Annotated in this window: 13 protein-coding genes; 12 read left to right on the forward strand and 1 reads right to left on the reverse strand. The window is 61.0% G+C overall.

The features are described from left to right. The coding region (locus tag FJ404_00005) for a phosphomethylpyrimidine synthase (GenBank protein MBM3821271.1) at positions 1 to 874 on the reverse strand (874 nt) is incomplete at its 3' end. Between the two features lie 746 nt (positions 875 to 1,620). Between FJ404_00005 and FJ404_00010 the strand changes: the two genes are divergently transcribed. The 12 genes from FJ404_00010 to FJ404_00065 all read left to right on the forward strand — a co-directional run bounded on the left by FJ404_00010 (position 1,621) and on the right by FJ404_00065 (position 18,204). Beyond that, a complete protein-coding gene (locus FJ404_00010) occupies positions 1,621 to 3,732 on the forward strand; it encodes a thioredoxin domain-containing protein (protein ID MBM3821272.1) in 2,112 nt (703 codons plus the stop codon). A 126-nt stretch (positions 3,733 to 3,858) separates the two neighbouring features. After that, positions 3,859 to 4,290: a hypothetical protein gene (locus FJ404_00015; protein ID MBM3821273.1), complete on the forward strand. Its 432-nt coding sequence runs from the start codon at positions 3,859 to 3,861 to the stop codon at positions 4,288 to 4,290. Positions 4,291 to 4,379: 89 nt separating this feature from the next. Continuing rightward, entirely contained in the window at positions 4,380 to 5,492 is a 1,113-nt protein-coding gene (locus tag FJ404_00020; GenBank protein MBM3821274.1) for an SMP-30/gluconolactonase/LRE family protein, read from the forward strand. Positions 5,493 to 5,500: 8 nt separating this feature from the next. Continuing rightward, a complete protein-coding gene (rsmH, locus tag FJ404_00025) occupies positions 5,501 to 6,607 on the forward strand; it encodes a 16S rRNA (cytosine(1402)-N(4))-methyltransferase RsmH (protein ID MBM3821275.1) in 1,107 nt (368 codons plus the stop codon). Between the two features lie 140 nt (positions 6,608 to 6,747). Continuing rightward, complete coding sequence (locus FJ404_00030) at positions 6,748 to 8,163, forward strand: phenylacetate--CoA ligase family protein (GenBank protein MBM3821276.1); 1,416 nt, start codon at positions 6,748 to 6,750, stop codon at positions 8,161 to 8,163. A gap of 38 nt (positions 8,164 to 8,201) precedes the next feature. Beyond that, positions 8,202 to 10,379: a zinc-binding dehydrogenase gene (locus tag FJ404_00035; protein ID MBM3821277.1), complete on the forward strand. Its 2,178-nt coding sequence runs from the start codon at positions 8,202 to 8,204 to the stop codon at positions 10,377 to 10,379. A 1-nt stretch (position 10,380) separates the two neighbouring features. Beyond that, complete coding sequence (locus tag FJ404_00040) at positions 10,381 to 12,321, forward strand: hypothetical protein (GenBank protein MBM3821278.1); 1,941 nt, start codon at positions 10,381 to 10,383, stop codon at positions 12,319 to 12,321. Then, positions 12,318 to 13,619, forward strand: a complete 1,302-nt coding sequence (locus tag FJ404_00045) for a nucleotide sugar dehydrogenase (protein ID MBM3821279.1) — start codon at positions 12,318 to 12,320, stop codon at positions 13,617 to 13,619. The genes FJ404_00040 and FJ404_00045 overlap by 4 nt, the downstream gene beginning before the upstream one ends. A 24-nt stretch (positions 13,620 to 13,643) precedes the next feature. Continuing rightward, a complete protein-coding gene (locus FJ404_00050; protein ID MBM3821280.1) occupies positions 13,644 to 14,897 on the forward strand; it encodes a glycosyltransferase family 4 protein in 1,254 nt (417 codons plus the stop codon). Between the two features lie 62 nt (positions 14,898 to 14,959). Next, positions 14,960 to 15,985, forward strand: a complete 1,026-nt coding sequence (locus tag FJ404_00055) for an exosortase/archaeosortase family protein (protein MBM3821281.1) — start codon at positions 14,960 to 14,962, stop codon at positions 15,983 to 15,985. Continuing rightward, complete coding sequence (locus FJ404_00060; GenBank protein ID MBM3821282.1) at positions 15,982 to 16,758, forward strand: exosortase-associated EpsI family protein; 777 nt, start codon at positions 15,982 to 15,984, stop codon at positions 16,756 to 16,758. The genes FJ404_00055 and FJ404_00060 overlap by 4 nt, the downstream gene beginning before the upstream one ends. 54 nt (positions 16,759 to 16,812) lie before the next feature. Next, positions 16,813 to 18,204: a sugar transferase gene (locus FJ404_00065; GenBank protein ID MBM3821283.1), complete on the forward strand. Its 1,392-nt coding sequence runs from the start codon at positions 16,813 to 16,815 to the stop codon at positions 18,202 to 18,204. The last annotated feature ends 10 nt before the right edge of the window (positions 18,205 to 18,214 follow it).

An 18,214-nucleotide genomic window follows, 5' to 3' on the forward strand; every position in this document is an offset into this window, starting at 1 on the left:
CCCATTTGGTGGCCCAGCGCATCTTCTCGACTTCCTCCTCGATGCTGGACGCGACGGCGCTGTTGCCGATGTTGGCGTTGATCTTCACGAGGAAGTTGCGCCCGATGATCATCGGCTCGGACTCGGGATGGTTGATGTTGTTCGGGATGATGGCGCGGCCGGCGGCGACTTCGGCGCGGACGAATTCGGGGGTGATCTCGACGGGGATGCGTTGGGGGAAGCGGCGGAAGATGCTTGGGAGATAGGAGTTGGAAGTTGGGAGTTGGGATGAGCCGATATGCTGCTTGTCCAAATCGTTTCGAACGATGTCGCGAGACAAATCTCCTATCTTCGATCTGCCATCTGCCATCTGCGTTCTTCCCATGTTCTCGCGTATGGCAATGAATTCCATCTCGGGTGTGATGATGCCCGCGCGGGCGTAGGCGAGTTGCGTGACGACCTTCCCGGATAGGGCGCGGAGGGGGCGGCGTGGTTGCGAAGGCATGCCGGGGAACTCCAGGAGACGGTTCTTCTCGGCTTTGCTCGCGTATTCGGCGTGTTGGCCGGAGAGGTAGCCGTTGTCCTGCGGCTTCACTTCGCGACCGTCAATCTCCTCCACGTCGCCGCGGGCGAGGATCCATTCGCGGCGCAACGCGGGAAGCCCTTGCTCTACGCTGCCGGTAAACGCGGGGTCGCCCCAGGGCCCGGAGCAATCATAGACGCGGACGGACTCGTTCTGGTGCAAGGTTCCGCTCATGCTCTTGGTGGGGGCGAGGGCGATCTCGCGCATGGGCACGCGTACACCGGGATGGAGGGTGCCGGAGGCGTAGATCCTGCGGCTGTTGGGCAAAGGCTCGGAACTGTGCGGCTGGATGAATGATTTGTCGGCAATCATAAAAATAGTGGCGGGAAAGGAGGGAATCTCCCTTCGCCGGCATGATCCGGATCAGGTTCAACCTTTGAACGACGGCTCAAAGGCAATGGAGTGAGGCAAGCGTGCTTCGCGCGGGCGCCCGCCGATTTCCAAGCCATTCAGTCGTGGTTCAAGGTCATGCGGGTCGGCGACGCTCGCGCGCCACCCTCTCAGCCTGGACTCGATGGTCGATTGAACCAGAGTCCGACAGGCTCCCCGGTGATGTAACAAGGGTAAGTTTGGCCCGGGTGGAGGTCAAGGTTGGTTGAACCTCCCGACTCACTTGATGCTGAAGTTACTCATCATCAAGTGAGTCGGGAGGTCTAACCGGATCATTCATACTGAGCTTGAATCCTCGACCGTTTGCCTCGTGAGGGCACGCGGCCTAAAATCGCGCCTGCCTCTGTGTTTGCAGGCCCGGTGTCCTCATCGGGCGTCCCGTGCATGAAATAGGCAGGTTAAAGCCCCAAAGCCACGGAATAGGGGCGATGACATCCGAGAGAGGACCACGAATATTCTTGGTTCTGGACACGACCTCTCCGCTTTACCCTGAGCGGGTGGAGCGTAGATTGAGCCGGATGCCGAATCGTTCAATCGCCTCCTTTCCATCGGTGCTTTCCCGACCTCCCAAGCGGCCTGGGGCGCTTGCTTCTCGAACCGCAGCGCTTTGGCTCGCCCTCCTCGTGTCCTCCTGCCAGCCTCCTCCCTCGCCGAAGCCCACCCAATCCATGAGTTCGATTCCTCCAGCCTCGCATCCCAGCCGACGTCCCAATCAACTTTCTCAAGAGAAGTCGCCCTACCTGCTGCAACACCAATTCAACCCGGTGGATTGGCTGCCATGGAGCTCCGAAGCCTTCCGCCTCGCCCGGGAATCAGGGAAGCCCCTCTTTCTCAGCATCGGTTATTCCACCTGCCACTGGTGCCACGTGATGGAACGGGAGACATTTGAAAACAAATCGATCGCCTCCTTTCTCAACGCGCATTTCATCTCGATCAAGGTGGATCGTGAAGAAAGGCCGGACGTGGACAAAATCTACATGACCTACGTTCAATCGACGCAGGGAGGCGGCGGCTGGCCTTTGAATGTTTTTCTGACTCCAGATCTCAAGCCGTTCTATGGCGGCACCTACTTCCCGCCCGAGGCCAAGCTGGGCCGGCCCGGGTTTCGGCAGTTGCTCGAACACATTCACGAAATCTGGACCGAGCGAAAGGCGGACGTTTTCGCTTCCGCGTCGCAAACGCACGCTCAACTCCAGAAATTCACCGCGAGGGAGCCGGAGGCTGGTCGTGTTCTGACGTTGCGCGAACTCGATCACGCCTTCGCCAAGTTCAAGGATGAATACGACGAAAAGCACGGAGGGTTCGGGAATGCCCCGAAGTTTCCACGACCGAGCCAGCCCGCTTTTATGCTCAGGCAGGCAGTGCGGCGCCAAGATGACCGTGCTCTCCGCATGGTGTTGCACACCTGTGAACGAATGGCGGCCGGAGGGCTGCACGACCAACTCGGCGGCGGATTTTCCCGCTACTCCGTCGATCGGAAATGGCTCGTCCCGCACTTCGAAAAGATGCTCTATGACAACGCCCAACTCGCCGGCCTCTACCTCGACGCCTACCGCGTTTCGGGCCACCCGGGTCACGCGCAAACGGTTCGCCGGCTGCTTGAATACATTCGCCGGGACATGACGCATCCGGAGGGCGGGTTCTACTCCGCGGAAGACGCCGACAGCGAAGGCAAGGAAGGCAAATTCTATTGCTGGACGCTCGATGAGATCCGGACTTTGCTCGCCCCGGAGGAAGCCGCCCTCGCCATCCGCTACTATGGCATCACCGCCGAAGGCAATTTTCACGATCATAGCGATCCCCAGGCGCTGGCGGGCCAAAACGTTCTTCACGTCGCGGACGCCCGGCTCTCCCCGGGCGAGGAACCCTTGCTCCAATCCGTCCAAGCCAAGCTCTTCTCGGCGCGCGCCAAGCGCGTTCGCCCGCATCGGGACGACAAGATCCTTTCTTCCTGGAACGGGTTGATGCTGGGAGCATGCGCCCGCGCCTACGCGATACTGGAGGAACCCGCCTATCTCGAAATGGCCCGCCGCAACCTGCGCTTTTTGCAACGCCGCCTTTGGGATCCGGATACAAAAACACTCTACCACCGCTGGCGCGAGGGGCACCGGGACGACGTTCAATTGCTCGACGCCTACGCCTTCCTCGCTTCCGGAGTCCTGGACTATTATCAAGCCACGCTGGAACCTTCGGCGCTGAGCTTCTGCGTCGAGTTGTGCGAGTCGATGTTGAAAGGATTTTTCGACGCGGCGAATGGCGGTTTTTGGCAAAGCGCCGGCCAGGCTTCCGATCTGATTCTCCGGCTCAAGGAGGACTACGACGGTGCCGAGCCGTCGGGAAACTCGGTGGCCACCGGGGTCTTGCTTCGGCTGGCCACCATCACGGAACGGCCGGATTTTCGCGAGGCCGCGGAGAAGACGCTGCGTCTGTTCGCCGACCGCCTGCAGGAACTGCCCCAGGCGGTGCCTCACCTCCTCCTCGCGCTCGATTTTTGGATCGATGTACCCCGCCGGGTGGTCGTCACCGGAAACCCCGCCGAACCGGGCACCGCGCAGCTCTTGCGGAACATCCTTCAGGTTTACCAGCCCGGCATGGTCGTGCTGGGAACCACGGGTGCCGTTGAACCCTTCGCCAAGACCCTGCCCCTGGCCGGAGCCCCGCTCGCCTATGTCTGCACCGGCCAAACCTGCCAGGCGCCGACCCGGGATCCGGCCGCGCTCCGCTCACTCCTGATCGACAGCCCCACCGGGGGCGCGAACCGCTTGAAACCTCGGGATTAACCGCGCATCCCTTCTTGGTCCCCGCCCCCCCCCTCAGGGCTCGTGACGATTTCGCTTGCGACCTCGCGGAACAATTGATGCACATATTTCTGTCATTACAGAAATGACAAGCACGAAAGGCATCTTATGAATCCTGAGAATCCAACCGTCGCGGCGGGCGACTACGTCGTTCATACCTACCTCGCCTACCTCCTCATCAGCGTCGCCCTCACGGTCTGGGTGGCGCGCATGATCCATAAGAACGGACGCATTTTTCTCGTGGACAGCTTCCTCGGGAATGAGCCCCTGGCCGATTCCGTCAATCACTTGCTCGTCGTCGGCTTCTCCTTGATCAACGTGGGCTTCGTCACCCTGGCGCTGAAATCGAATGACCCGGTGGATACCACCCGCGTTGCCGTCGAAGCGCTGAGCCTGAAGGTGGGGCGCGTCTTGTTGGTCCTCGGCGCGATGCACTTCTTCAACCTCTACGTCTTCTCGAGGATGCGAAAGCGCGCCCTGCTGAACAAGACACCTCCGCCACTTCCCACCACTCTGGGCGCCAAAATGAACCCGGTCTGAGTCCAATCCGTGCTTGCCTGTTTTGACGCTCACACCTGAAACTCAGGCGTCCCAAGCAAACTTGTCCGCCGCCATCGCTTTGCTGCCCTATGAATCCTAAACCCCACCCTGCCACACCCGATCGGCGCGCCTTTCTCAAAGCTTCCGCCCTCGGCGCCCTCTCCACAGCCCTGCTTCCATCCTCCGCCAGCGCCCAGGCCGCTCGCGACTGGACCGGTGTCATTCCAATGCGCTATCCGGATCCGGATCTGGTTTCGCTTGATCCGCGTTTCGACAAATACAAATTAGGCAACACGCCAGTCCAGCGGTTGTACCATGACCCAAACATGCTCTGGGCCGAAGGACCCGCCTGGAATGGAGTGGGCCGCTACCTGCTCTGGAGCGACATCCCCAACGACGTGCAATTGCGCTGGATCGAGGACGACGGACGCGTCACCACCTTCCGCAGTCCCGCCGGCAACAGCAACGGCAACACCTTCGACTTTGAAGGACGCCAAATCAGTTGCGAACACGGCAACCGCCGGGTCGTCCGCTACGAATACAACGGTCGCGTGACGGTCCTGGCGGACCGCTTCAACGGCAAGCCGTTCAACGCCCCGAACGACGCCATCGTGCATCCCGACGGCGGCATCTGGTTCACGGATCCGGGCTACGGCAGCATGATGAATTATGAAGGCTGGAAAGGCGCCCTCGAATTGAAGGAAGCCGTCTATCGGATCGATCCCAAGTCGGGCAAGATCGAAAAGGTCACCGACGAAATCGAAAAGCCGAATGGCCTCTGCTTTTCCCACGATTACCAGAAACTTTATGTCGCCGACACCGGAGCGCCGCGGAACATCAAGGTCTGGGACATCGCAGGCTCCACCCAACTCAAAAACGGCAAAGTCTTCGTCAACATGGCGATGCAACCCCGGTCCATCAAAGGACGAGATGGCAACTTCACGGTCGGCGGCCAGGGCGGCTCGGACGGCATTCGTTGCGACGTGGACGGCAACGTCTGGGCCTCGGCGGGATGGCACGGGGCCGGCTTCGACGGGGTCCATATCTTCGCTCCCGACGGCACGCGCATCGGCATGATTCTCCTTCCCGAAATTTGCTCCAACCTTTGCTTCGGAGGCAAAAAGCGCAACCGGCTTTTCATGACCGGCAGCTCCTCACTCTACGCCGTCTACGTGGAAACCCAGGGCGCCCATATCACTTGAGCGAACCCCTGCCTCCGCCATCTTCGTCCGCCCCGCACGCAGGTGATTCGGCGCCCCGGCGGCGGAGACCGCGCTATTCAGGGAAATACCCGAGACGATTCGAGGACAAGTACAAGGAACACCAGCCGGATCGATTCGGTGACACGGTGGCCATAGTGCTGGCCAGCGGCAAGACACCCGCTGGCACCCACCGTCCGATCATGGTCTCCGAAACGCTGGACGCGCTCCGCCCTCGTCCAGGTGAAATCTTCGTCGATGGCACGCTTGGATACGGCGGCCACGCCTTGGCCATTCTCCCGAAACTGGTGCCGGGAGGAAAACTGATCGGGATCGACGCGGACCCCATCGAGCTTCAGAAAACCGAGAGCCGATTAAGGGAACAAGCATGGAGTGAAGACCTTGCCGTCATCCGGCGCAGCAACTTTGCCGGACTTCCTCAGGTGCTGGCTGCGCTGGGCATTGAAGCGGTGGATGGACTGCTCGTGGATCTCGGCGTGTCATCAATGCAACTGGACAATCCGGCCCGGGGATTCTCCGCCAAGTTCGACGGCCCGCTCGACATGAGAATGAATCCGGCCAGAGGCTATCCCGCTTCAGCACTCCTCGCGAAGTCCTCCCCGGCCTCTCTCCAGCTTTTGTTGGAGTCGCACGCTGACGAACCGCACGCCGCCTTGCTCGCTTCCGAATTGGCTGGACGAAACTTCTCGAGCACCATGGCCTTGGCGGACGCGATCCGGACGGTTCATGTCCGAGTCTCCAAAGCGGATCAGGACGCTTCGATTCGCCGGGTATTTCAGGCACTGCGCATCGAGGTGAACGACGAGTTTTCGGCTTTGGAAACCCTGTTGCGCTTCCTGCCAGGGCTGTTGCGCCCGGGCGGTCGAGCCGCGATTTTGACCTTTCATTCGGGGGAAGACCGCCGGGTGAAGAAAGCCTTTCTTGCGGGCAAGTCCGGCGGCTGGTTCGACGACATCGCGCCAGAACCAGTCCGCCCCTCGACCGAGGAACGCCGGGACAATCCCCGTTCGACTTCGGCTAAACTTCGGTGGGCGCGGCGTTCGACTCGCCTCCCGGAGGATCCGGTTGTTTCCGTTCCCCATCCATCCCTGAAATAACCGGCACTCCGGCCAGCGTGAGGGGGCCATGGGCTCGACCGATTCATGAATCGGCTCGTGGAACGGCTTCTCCCGCTCACCGTCTGCTCACCTCAAATTTCCTTCGCCCGCGCCCGCGCCTGTCTTAACCTGCGCGCACGATGAGTCTTGAGGACCGGTTGTATCCCCTGCTCGGCCTGTACGAACGCCTTCCCGAAAGCGTTCGCCAGGGGTTGGGCTGGTGTTACCGCCGGCTCCCGGCCCGCATGCGCTGGGGACGGTCCTATCTCGATTTTCGGCGGCTGGCAGAGGAATCGGAATCCTGGAACGCGGAGGAAATCGAAGCGTACCAGATCAAACAGCTCCGGCGCACCCTGCATCACGCCATGAGCACCTGCCCCTACTATCAGAGCGCGTTCCTGCAAGCGGGCTTCAAACCCGAACATCTCCAAAATCTCCGCCAGCTTTCCATTTGTCCCACCCTCGAGAAACGCAACCTGATCGACCACCTTCCCAACCTGGTGTCGAGAGAGGTTCCAGAATCCAAACGCCTTTATATCACCACCGGAGGCTCCACCGGAGTGCCCGCCGGCTTCTATCTCGAAAAGGGTGTCAGCCGCCCCAAAGAACAGGCGTTTCTTGAAGCCATGTGGAGACGGGCGGGCTACGAGGATGGACTGAAACTCGCCGTGATCCGCGGGCACGTCACGAGTTCCGATTCCAAAGGCCGTATCGTTTCCCACGACCCAACCCGCAACTGGCTGATGCTCTCCTCCTACCATCTCATGGAGGACCGCCTGTCCGAGTACCTTGAAGCCCTCGAAACATTCCGTCCGGAAATGTTGCACGCCTATCCTTCCGCGGCCCTGCAACTGGCCGAGTTTCTTGAACGTCACGGACAATCCTGGCGCATTCCATTGCGGGCGGTGCTCTGCGGGTCGGAACGTCTGACCCTCCCTCAGAAACGCATGTTGGAGCGCGTGTTCGGCTGCCGCGTTTACCGGTGGTACGGCCATGCCGAACGCGTGGTGTTGGCCGGCGAAGGGCGAAAAAGCGAGTGGTTCCACTTTTTTCCGGCCTACGGCCTGGTCGAATTCGGCCCCCCCGACGAGGAAGGTTTGCGGGAAATCATCGGCACCTCGTTCCACAACCAGGCCATGCCTCTCATTCGATACCGAACAGGCGATCTCGCGCGACTGGCGGAGGATTCGGATTCAGTCCGGCGCGAATGGCCCTGGCCGGCCGTCGTGGAAGTGGTGGGGCGGGATCAAGAATTCCTCCTCGGCGCCCACGGGCGCAGGATCAGCCTGACGGCCTTCAATATGCACGACGACGTTTTCGACGGGCTCTATGCGGTGCAGTTCTTCCAGGAGGAGCCCGGAAAGGTGGAATTTCGCTTCGTGCCCGGCCCCCAGTTTCACCGGTCGCGCCTGGAGCGCGTCGAACAAGGCATCCGGCGCAAGCTCGGCGACGACTTTCAACTCGTGCTGCGCGAGGTCAAGGAAGTGGAGAAAACGGCGCGAGGCAAACACCGCTGGCTGGTCAGCACATTGCCGGGCGCCGGTTTACGCAGTTGACCCCAAGGGGACAAGACGGTTAATCCCACCCAGCTTTCGTGAAACAAATCGCGCAATACCAGGACGGGCGGCTCGAACTCCAGGAAGTGCCGTTGCCCGCCCTTCCTCCCGGAGGGGTGCTCGTGCGCACGACCCATTCCGTCATCAGCATCGGCACCGAGAAGATGAAGGTCGAGCAGGCTCGCATGAATCTCCTGCAAAAAGCCCGCGCCCGTCCCGATCAAGTCCGCAAGGTGCTCGACACCGCCCGCAATTTGGGATGGAAAAACGCGCTCGAAAAAGTCCGCAACCGGCTGGAGACCCCAACCCCCCTCGGCTACAGCGCAGCCGGAATCATCGAGGCGGTGGATCCACTCAACACGCGTTTTCGCGTCGGCGACCGCGTGGCTTGTGCCGGAGCGGAATGCGCCTTTCATGCCGAATGGATCGCGCTGCCCGATTTGCTGGTGGCAAAAATTCCCGACCGCGTCGAAGGCTGGCAAGCCTCCTACACCACCCTCGCGGCCATCGCCATGCAAGCTGTGCGCCAGGCCGAGCCATCCCTCGGCGACCGGTTCTTGGTCATGGGCCAGGGGCTCATCGGCTTGCTCATCACCAACCTTCTCCAGTTGGCCGGGGCGCGCGTGCTTGCCGTGGATCTTCAAGCGGCCCGCGAAAAATACGCCCGCCTCGCCGGAGCCGAACGTTTTGTCATTCCCGGCGCTCAAAATCTGCCGGATTGCGTCCGGGATTGGACCGAGGGCATGGGGGTCGATGCCGCAATCGTCTGCACCGCCACTCAAAGCAACGCCCCCATCGAGCAGTCCGCCGAAGCGCTGCGTGACCGCGGACGTCTCGTCGATGTGGGCATCACCAAGATCGAACTGCCCTGGAAGATTTTTTACGAGAAAGAGCTCGAAGTGCGTTTTTCCCGTTCCTACGGACCCGGACGCTATGATCCGTCGTATGAATGGGGCGGACACGATTACCCCGTCGGCTATGTTCGCTGGACCGAACAGCGGAATTTCGACGCGTGCCTTCATCTCATGGCGACAGGAGGCCTCAAATTGGCCGAACTGACCACGAAGCGGGCGCCGTTCGAGAATGCCCTCGAAATCTATGCCGCGCTCGGCAACCCCGGAACCGAAGACATTGGCGTGGTCCTGGAATATCGGCCCGGGAAGGCATCCCTTTCAGAGGCGAAACCGGGGGCTCCGGCGCGAAACCTGGAAACGCGAAAGGAATCGAAACTCGACTCAGCCTGTTCGGTGGTGGATGTCATCGGAGCGGGAAATTTCGCCCGCACCATGTTGCTGCCGCATCTCAAGGGCCGTGTGGAACTCGGCTGGGTGGTGAATCAAACCTCGCTCAGCGCCAACCACGTTCGGACCAAATTCGGATTCGCGTCGGCAGGCACCGATCCCGCGCAAGCTCTGAGCGCCGCGGGCCGGCGAGCGGTCTTGATCGCGACCCGTCATCATCTGCATGAACAGCATGTCGTGGCCGCGTTGACCGCTGGACGCCCCGTGTTTGTCGAAAAGCCCCTCTGCCTCACCCTGGCGGAACTGAGATCCATCGACCGGACCGTCCAGGATCGCCAAGGGCATGTCCAGGTCGGCTTCAACCGGCGCTTCGCCCCGGCCAGCCTGGAACTCCAACGCGCCCTGGCTCGTTGTCCCGGCCCGAAATCGGCAACCTTCCTCGTCAATGCCGGAAGGCTCGATCCCCAGCATTGGTACGCCCATCCGGCGGAAAGCGGCGGACGTGTTTTGGGCGAGGCCTGCCATTTCTTCGATTACCTGTGTTTTCTGCTCGGCTCGCCGGTGCGACGCGTCACCGCCCAGCCCATCGGCCCTGTCGGAGGGCGCCTGCCCTTTCCGGACAGCATCGCGGCGCAGATCGAATTTGCCGATGGATCGAGCGGCCAATTGATCTATTCGGGCGACGGAGATTCGTCCTTTCCGAAGGAGTCGCTCACCGTTTTTGCATCGGGCTTGGTGGGACGCATCGAGAATTTTCAAGAACTCACCCTCCACTCCGGACGCAAAGAGCGCCGTTTTCGCTACACATCCAAGGGCCATGCGGAGCAAATGGCCTCGTGGCTTGCCTTCCTCTCCGGGCACGCGGAGCCACCCCTGCCCTATGCGGTCGCAAGGGAGAGCATGCGACTGACCTTCGCCGCGCTGGAATCCATCCGATCCTCGGCCCCCGTCGAAATGGATCGCTTCGAGGCTTAGCATGGCCGGCGAACGGCTCTCCTGGTACTGGCACCGACTGCGCGCGATGAGCGCCGCGGAATGGAAGGGCCACGCGGCCAAAAAGTACGCTCAATGGATGGACGCATGGCGTGGAGATCCCGGCCCCTTCCCGCCCGGCCCTCGCCAACCCGGCAGTTTTCCCCAATTGCCTGACCGCGCCCGAATGCCATCCACGCTCCTGGACTCCCTCTCCCATGACTGGCCTTTGCTGGCACGAGGCCAATGGACAGCCTTCGGACATCTCCCGCTTCGGGTTTCCATTCCACCGGACTGGCACAAGGATTACAGGGTCAACGCGAGTTTCGAATCGCGGAGGCCCGCCGCCCGATTGAATCATCGCCAACTTCCGCTGGGAGCGGACATCAAGCTCATTTGGGAACTCAGCCGCTGGAGCCCGCTCGTTCGCCTGGCTCAGGCGGCCTGGGCACTCCAAGATCCCATACCGGCGGAACTCGTCCTCCGTCTGCTCGAAGACTGGCTGAGCAAAAACCCGCCCTATCGAGGCTGGAACTGGACCAGCGCCCTGGAGGCGGGCATTCGCCTGATGCAACACGCCTGGATCGAATCGCTCCTGGAACCTCTTGTTCCGAAGCACGCCAGACGGCTCGAAAACATCTCGGGACAATTCCTTCCCGCCCACCTCGCCTTTGTGTGGCGACACCGGTCCTTCGGCTCCTCCGCCAACAACCATCTGTTGGGTGAACTGGCGGGATTGATCGTCGCTCTGAGCGCGCGGCCCGGGTTGGCTTCATTCGCGAAACCCGTCGATGAGCTGCAGCTTCTGTGGGAAGCCGAGGTCCTCTCCCAGTTCGCTCCCGATGGCGGCAACCGGGAACAAGCGCTTCACTACCAACTCTTCAGCTTCGAGCTTTGCTGGCAGACCTTGCTCGCGCTGCAATCCGCGGGCCGGTCCATCCATCCCGCAGTGCTGGAACGGCTGGGTCGCGCGATCGATTTTTTCGTAACGGTCCAATCCGAATCCGAACCGTGGGATTATGGAGATTCCGACAGTGCCTGGGTTACACCCTTGGCCACCCGGGAGGAGGAGCATGTTCAGACTTGGATGCATTGGATGAACGGGGTGGAAGCGGACAATCCCGTGAAGTATTGGCTGGGCGGGCCGCCGGCGCCCAGCTCCAGCCCGGCTTGCATCACGCTGGCACCGGGACGGATCCTTTTTCCGGACTCGGGACAACTTGTCTGGATGGATGGCGGATGGATGGCGCGATGGGACTTGTCCGAGCTCGGTTACTTGTCCACGGCCGCTCACGGTCATTTGGATGCCTTGCATCTGTCGCTGTGGATCGAGTCGCGGGCCTTCGTCATCGATCCCGGGACGGGCGCCTACTACGGAGACCGGCGTTTGCGCGAGTATCTGGCCTCCTGGAGAGCTCACAACGGTCCCACTCCGGTGGCCGGAGCGGAGCCGCGCCGCCGTGGTCCGTTCTTGTGGGGCGGAAAACATGACCGTCCCGCGCTGGATCGGACGGAATCCAATGCCTCGCACGCGATTCTCCGGCTGAACCAAGGATGGGCTGAGCGCACCGTGACACGCTTGGTGGAAGGCAATGGCTGGCAGTTGGATGACAACTTTACACCGGCTCCGGGCGTGGCCGACCAGCCTTTCACCGTGTTCTGGCAATTCGCCCCGGGCTGGAAAGTCGAGGCACTCCACGAGAGGATGTTTCGTCTAACCCGTGACCATCTCGAGGTCGAAGTGGGACTCGATGCGGCATGGCAAAAGGTTGAATGGTTCCTCCCGGAACCGCCTGAAGATCTTGGTTCCTTGCCGGAGGATCTTGGCGGATTCTGTTCGCAGAAGTTTCGCGAGGTGAGAACGGGGCCGGCCCTGCGGCTGGTCGCCCGGGGCCATAATCCTTGCCTTTTCCGCACCACCTTCCTAGCCTCCCGCGCTTCATGAATCTGAGTGTTTTCGGCCTGGGTTATGTGGGGGCCGTGACGGCGGGATGCCTGGCCCGGCGCGGACACCGGGTGCTGGGTGTCGATGTCGCGCCCCAGAAAGTCGAACTCATTGCCCGGGGAGAATCACCCATCGTCGAGCCGGGTCTCGGCGAAATGATTCGAGCCGGGCACGCCTCGGGACAACTCACCGCCACCACCTCCTGCGAAGATGCAGTGCGGAACTCCGAGATTTCTATCATTTGCGTGGGCACGCCCTCAACTCCCGCGGGCGCGCTCGACCTGAGCTATGTCCGCCACGTCGCCGGCGAAATCGCGGAAGCGATCGCCCGCAAGCAAAGACCCCACACGGTCGTGTTCCGCAGCACGATGCTGCCAGGAAGCACGGCGGCGCTGGTGCGGGAATTTTTCTCCGCCGAAACCGTCGCGCCCTTCGCCCGCATCCTCTATTTTCCCGAATTCATGCGCGAGGGGACCGCAGTCGAGGACTTCGAGCATCCTTCCCTCGCGGTCCTCGGCACCGCCAGGGGAGAAACTCCGCCCGAGTCATTGGCCCAATCCCTGGCCGGTGAACGCGTCGAGGTGGTTTCCTGGAACACGGCGGAAATGGTCAAGTACGCCTGCAATGCCTTCCATGCCGCCAAGATCGCCTTCGCCAACGAGATGGGCCGGCTCGGCAAACAACTCGAGGTCGACGCGCGAAAAGTCATGGCGCTGCTTTGCCAGGACACACGCCTGAACATCTCGCCATACTACCTGCGCCCGGGAAATCCGTTCGGCGGCTCCTGCCTGCCGAAAGACGTGCGCGCCGTTTCCCACCTCGCCCGCCAAGTCGGCCTTCATCTCCCCATGGTGGAAAGCCTGCTCCCCAGCAACGAACGGCACTTGCAGAATCTGCTCGGCCAAATCGTCGAACGAGCCGGTCCAGAAATCGTGATTCTGGGTCTTTCCTTCAAGTCCCAGACGGACGACCTGCGCGAAAGTTCGATGGTCGAAGTGGCCCAGTATTTCCTGGGCCGGGGCCACCGCGTCCGCATCTATGATCCGGCGCTGAATCTTGCCAGCCTCGTCGGGAGCAACAAGCGGCTCATCGACGCGCGCATGCCTCACCTCGCCTCCCTGCTGAAACCGACGCTGGCCGAAGCGTTGGGCTCACAGGGCCTCGTCGTCGTCTCCCAACGCTGCGCGACCCTCGACGAACTCAAGAACGCCTGCACTGAAGGCCACTCCTTTCTCGATGTGAACAGCTGGCCCGAGCTTGCCTCCGTGGGCCGGCCCGTCCACGGATTCTGCTGGTGATCCGGACGACAACCTCCCAGGCCCTTGACCGCCTCCGCCAACGCCTCTCCCGCCCAACACCCGCCTTCCTCCGGTCGGCCCGGAGTGCTCATCTTGGTGGAGAATCTGCCGGTCCCGCTGGACCGCCGGGTCTGGCAGGAATCGTGCGCCCTGAGGGATGCCGGATATCAAGTCACCGTGATTTGCCCCCGCATGCGCGGGCACATGAAACCGGAGGAGGTGCTCGAGGGCATTCAAATCTACCGCCACTGGATCAGCGAGGAAGCCTCCGGATTCATGGGGTTCGCCCGAGAATACGCCAGCGCCCTGTTGGGAGAAACATGGCTGGCATGGAAGGCCTGGCTCAAACACCGCTTCAAAATCATCCACCTCTGCAATCCGCCCGATCTCCTCTTCCTGGTCGCCTGGCCCTTCAAGCTTCTTGGCGTCAAAGTCATTTATGATGTGCATGACGTCTGGCCGGAGATGTTCGAAGCCAAGTTCCAACGTCGCGGGGCCGTTTATAGCTTGGTCCGCCTGGCGGAACGTTGGACCTACGCCTGCGCTGATGTCGTTCTCGCCACCAACACCTCCGTTCAATCCATCGCCCTCCAGCGCGGCCACAAAAATGCGGACCGCGTCTTCGTCGTCCGCACGGCACCCCGCGTGGCCGCCTCCAATTATCGCGCCAGCCCTGAACTGAAAAAGGGGCGTAAATTCCTGGTCGGCTACGTCGGAGTCATGGGCAACGCGGATGGCGTGGACCTCGTTCTCCAAGCCGCCCATCACATCGTGCATGGGAAGAAACGACATGACGTTCAGTTCCTGCTCATGGGGACCGGGCCGGAGTTCGAGCGCCTCACCACGCTGCGCCGGGAGTTGCAGCTCGAAGATTGGGTGGACATGCCGGGTCGAGTGACCAATGAATTCCTGTTCTCGGCCCTGCAAACGATTGACCTCGGTGTGTCAAGCGACCCGATCAACCCGTACAACCACCATTGCACGATGAACAAGGTGTTGGAATACATGACCTTTGGAAAAGCGCAGGTCCTCTTCGATCTGAAAGAGGGTCGCGCCTCGGCCGCTGAGGCCGGCCACTACGTTTCCCCAAGCACCGGACCCGCTCTGGCCCACGGCATTTTGTCCCTTCTCGATGACCCGGTGCAGAGGAAAACCATGGGGGAAGCTGGAGCCCGTCGAATGCGCGAGGTCCTCAACTGGGACTGTTCTGTCGAACAACTGCTCGCGGCCTACGCCAAGGTCCTTGAGCCGCAAAAGACAAGAAACAGATTTGATTGAGCAAAAGATCAGGGACATTGTCTGACCCATAACCGAGCGCGTCCTTGCGCACAGAGTTCAACATGACCGAATCGACACAAACCGAATCTGTAGCCAGCAAAGCACCGGGAAAATCTTGGCGGGAGGAATTCCTGGACTGCTTGAACGCCATGCCGCAGAAGGGGCTGTTCCTGGTCATGCTTTCCCTTTGGGGGCTCCTCTTCCATTTCATGGGCAATTCCACCCTCGGTTACAAGGCTTCCCGATCCTTGTTCGTGTGGATGGATTACGCCTACGACCAAAGTGCCGACGACAGCCACGGCAAGATCATTCCCCTGGTTGTCCTGGGATTCTTATGGTGGAAGCGGAAGGAAATCCTTGATGTCACCAAAGCCCCATGGTGGCCGGGATTGATCCTCGTGGCGATCGCGCTCGCCGGACATCTTCTCGGTTACCTCATTCAGCAAACTCGAATCTCCATCCTGGCTTTCTTCCTGGGTGTTTATGGGATCGTGGGCGCGGCTTGGGGAGTCGGCGTCCTGCGAGCGGTCTTCTTCCCGTTCATCCTGTTCGCGTTTTGCTTCCCGTTGGGAACCATGGCCGAAAGCCTGACCTTTCCACTCCGGCTCATCGCCACCGAAATCACGGCCTTCGTCGCGGGGTCCATTCTGGGTATTCCGATCATCCAGGAAGGCGCCCAGATCGTGGATGCCAAACATACATTCAGCTATGAAGTCGCGGCGGCTTGCAGCGGATTGCGCAGCCTGACCGCCACACTCGCCTTGAGCACGATCTACGCCTTCGTCTATCTCCGCGTTCCCTGGAAACGGGTGCTGATGCTGTCCTCGGCCATCCCGCTGGCCGTCCTGGGCAACGTTTTTCGACTGACCTGCATCATTGTCGCGGCGGAAGCTTTCGGCCAGGAGGCGGGTAACTTCGTTCACGATAACTCCCTCCTGAGCATGCTTCCCTACGTCCCAGCGATTGGAGGACTCTTCGCTTTGGGCTGGCTCCTCGACGAAGAACGAGCGCGCAAACCTGCCAGCCCTGTTCCCCCGGAGGATCCCGAGACTCCCCTGGAACCAGCCCAGGACAGCGCCCAATCATGAAATCCTCCCCAGTCACCATTCTCATCGCCTTCGCCATCATGGTCGGGGTCACGGGATTTTTTCTCGGAGGTTTGCAATCCAGCCTCAAACTCGGGCAACCCGGCCTCAAACTGGTCGCGGAAGAGCTCTTCGACGAAAACAAGAAACTTGCCGCCACCAACGCGGTCTTCCTCCCCCCTCAAGTCGGCCAGTTTAACTCCACGCCATTGGAAGTCACCCGGATGGAACTCGACTGGCTTCCCGCGGACACCACCTACGGGCGCAAGCGCTACACGGCCCCCAACCAGTTCGTCGCCGATGTCAGCGTCGTCCTCATGGGCCGTGACCGCACCAGCATCCACAAGCCTCAATACTGCCTGACCGGCCAAGGCTTCAAAATCGAGCAAACAGAGCGCGACCGCCTCGTCATTTCCAAGCCTCAACCCTACGAACTGCCCGTCATGAAGTTGACCACCCGCAAACTGCTTCTGCACGAAGGCCAGAGAATCGAAGCGGTGGGGATTTATGTTTATTGGTTCGTCTCCGAAGACCAGCTCACCGAGGATCACCTGACCCGCATGTGGTGGATGGCCAGGGATATGGTTCAAACCGGCACCCTGAAGCGATGGGCCTACGTCACCGTCTTTTCCCTCTGCCACCCCGGCCAGGAGCGAGCCACTTATGATCGAATGAAGGCCTTCATCACGGAAGCCGTCCCCGCCTTCCAAACAACCGCCGGGATAAACTCCGCCCTGCAAGGTACTTCCAATCCGGCTCTGGCTCGGTTACCTTAGCCGCCGTTTACCGGTCCGCACGCCCGGCTTCCGAAACCCCGGGCACCATAAACCATGCTCCGCCGACAAAGACAAATTCGCACTCAGGTTCACAAGATCCTGGATGCGGGGTTGTTTACCCTGGCGTTCTGGCTCGCCCACCTCATCCGTTCCCACTGGCGCATCGAGGTTTTCGGCGGCTCGGCCGAAATCAAACCGTTCGAGGACTATGTCTGGCTGACTTTGTTCGTCTTCCCCGTCGCCCCCATCGTTCTCGAGTTTCAAGGATTCTATTCCCGCTCGCCAGCCGCACCCATGCGAACGGCCCTTTGGCAAGCCTTGCTGGCCTCGGTTTGGATGACAGGCCTGATCGTGGCCGTCTCGTTCGTCGCTCGCGAGCAACCTGCCCGGTCCGTCATCATTCTGTCCGGCATCGTCAGTTTTCTGATGCTCGCGATCCGCCTCATCGTTTTTCGGCGCCTGTTGCGCACCGGTTTCGGCCAAGCCCGCCTCGGCACCCGCCTGTTGCTGATCGGATCTCCCGAAGAAACGCAGGCCCTTCGACGCGAACTCTCCAAACAAGCTGGGAATTCCCTCGAAATCGCCGGCGAAATGCCGCTCGAGGGCACCGCGGCCGGCAACTTGGTGGAACGTATCCATGACCTCTCTCCAAGCGCCGTCGTCATCGCCGCGCGCCATACCTACTTCGAAACGATTGAACGGGCGATCCACGCCTGCGAACTCGAAGGCGTGGAAGTCTGGCTCATGGCCGACCTCTTCAAAACACAGCTCAGCCAGACTTCCGTGGACGATTTCTTCGGCCGGCCCATCATGGTTTTTCGGTCAGGTCCCGAAGCCTCCTGGCAAGGCATCGCGAAACAATTCCTCGACATCTTCGGTGCTCTGGCCCTGCTCCTGATCTGCGCCCTGCCCATGGCCCTGGTGGCCTTGCTGATCAAACTGACCTCCAAAGGCCCCGTCTTCTTCCGGCAGCAACGGAGCGGATTGAATGGACTCCCTTTTACCATGCTCAAGTTCCGTTCCATGGTCACAGACGCCGAGCAACGCCAGCATGAACTCGCGGTCCTCAATGAAATGTCCGGCCCCGTCTTCAAAGTCACCCACGATCCGAGGATTACTCCCATCGGCAAATGGCTCCGCAAATACAGCATCGACGAATTTCCCCAACTCTTCAACGTTCTGCGAGGCGAGATGAGCCTCGTAGGTCCCCGGCCGCTGCCGGTGGATGAAGTGCGGCGCTTTGACGACTTGGCCCATCGCCGCCGCCTCAGCGTCAAGCCGGGCATCACCTGCCTGTGGCAAATCAGCGGCCGCAGTAACGTCACCGACTTTCGCGACTGGGTGCGGCTGGACTTGGAATACATCGACAATTGGTCGCTCTGGCTCGATTTGAAAATCCTCCTGCGCACCGTTCCCGTCGTCCTGCTCGGAACCGGCGCCAAGTGATCCATTCCGC

This window comes from Verrucomicrobiota bacterium, assembly GCA_016871495.1.
In the GTDB taxonomy this organism is placed as follows: Bacteria; Verrucomicrobiota; Verrucomicrobiia; order Limisphaerales; family VHDF01; genus VHDF01.

Coding starts and splice junctions, on each gene's coding strand:
- FJ404_00060 (MBM3821282.1), top strand. CDS start 15,982: ATGAAATCCTCCCCAGTCACCATTCTCATCGCCTTCGCCATCATGGTC.
- FJ404_00065 (MBM3821283.1), top strand. CDS start 16,813: ATGCTCCGCCGACAAAGACAAATTCGCACTCAGGTTCACAAGATCCTG.
- FJ404_00040 (MBM3821278.1), top strand. CDS start 10,381: ATGGCCGGCGAACGGCTCTCCTGGTACTGGCACCGACTGCGCGCGATG.
- FJ404_00010 (MBM3821272.1), top strand. CDS start 1,621: ATGAGTTCGATTCCTCCAGCCTCGCATCCCAGCCGACGTCCCAATCAA.
- FJ404_00055 (MBM3821281.1), top strand. CDS start 14,960: ATGACCGAATCGACACAAACCGAATCTGTAGCCAGCAAAGCACCGGGA.
- FJ404_00015 (MBM3821273.1), top strand. CDS start 3,859: ATGAATCCTGAGAATCCAACCGTCGCGGCGGGCGACTACGTCGTTCAT.
- FJ404_00030 (MBM3821276.1), top strand. CDS start 6,748: ATGAGTCTTGAGGACCGGTTGTATCCCCTGCTCGGCCTGTACGAACGC.
- FJ404_00045 (MBM3821279.1), top strand. CDS start 12,318: ATGAATCTGAGTGTTTTCGGCCTGGGTTATGTGGGGGCCGTGACGGCG.
- FJ404_00020 (MBM3821274.1), top strand. CDS start 4,380: ATGAATCCTAAACCCCACCCTGCCACACCCGATCGGCGCGCCTTTCTC.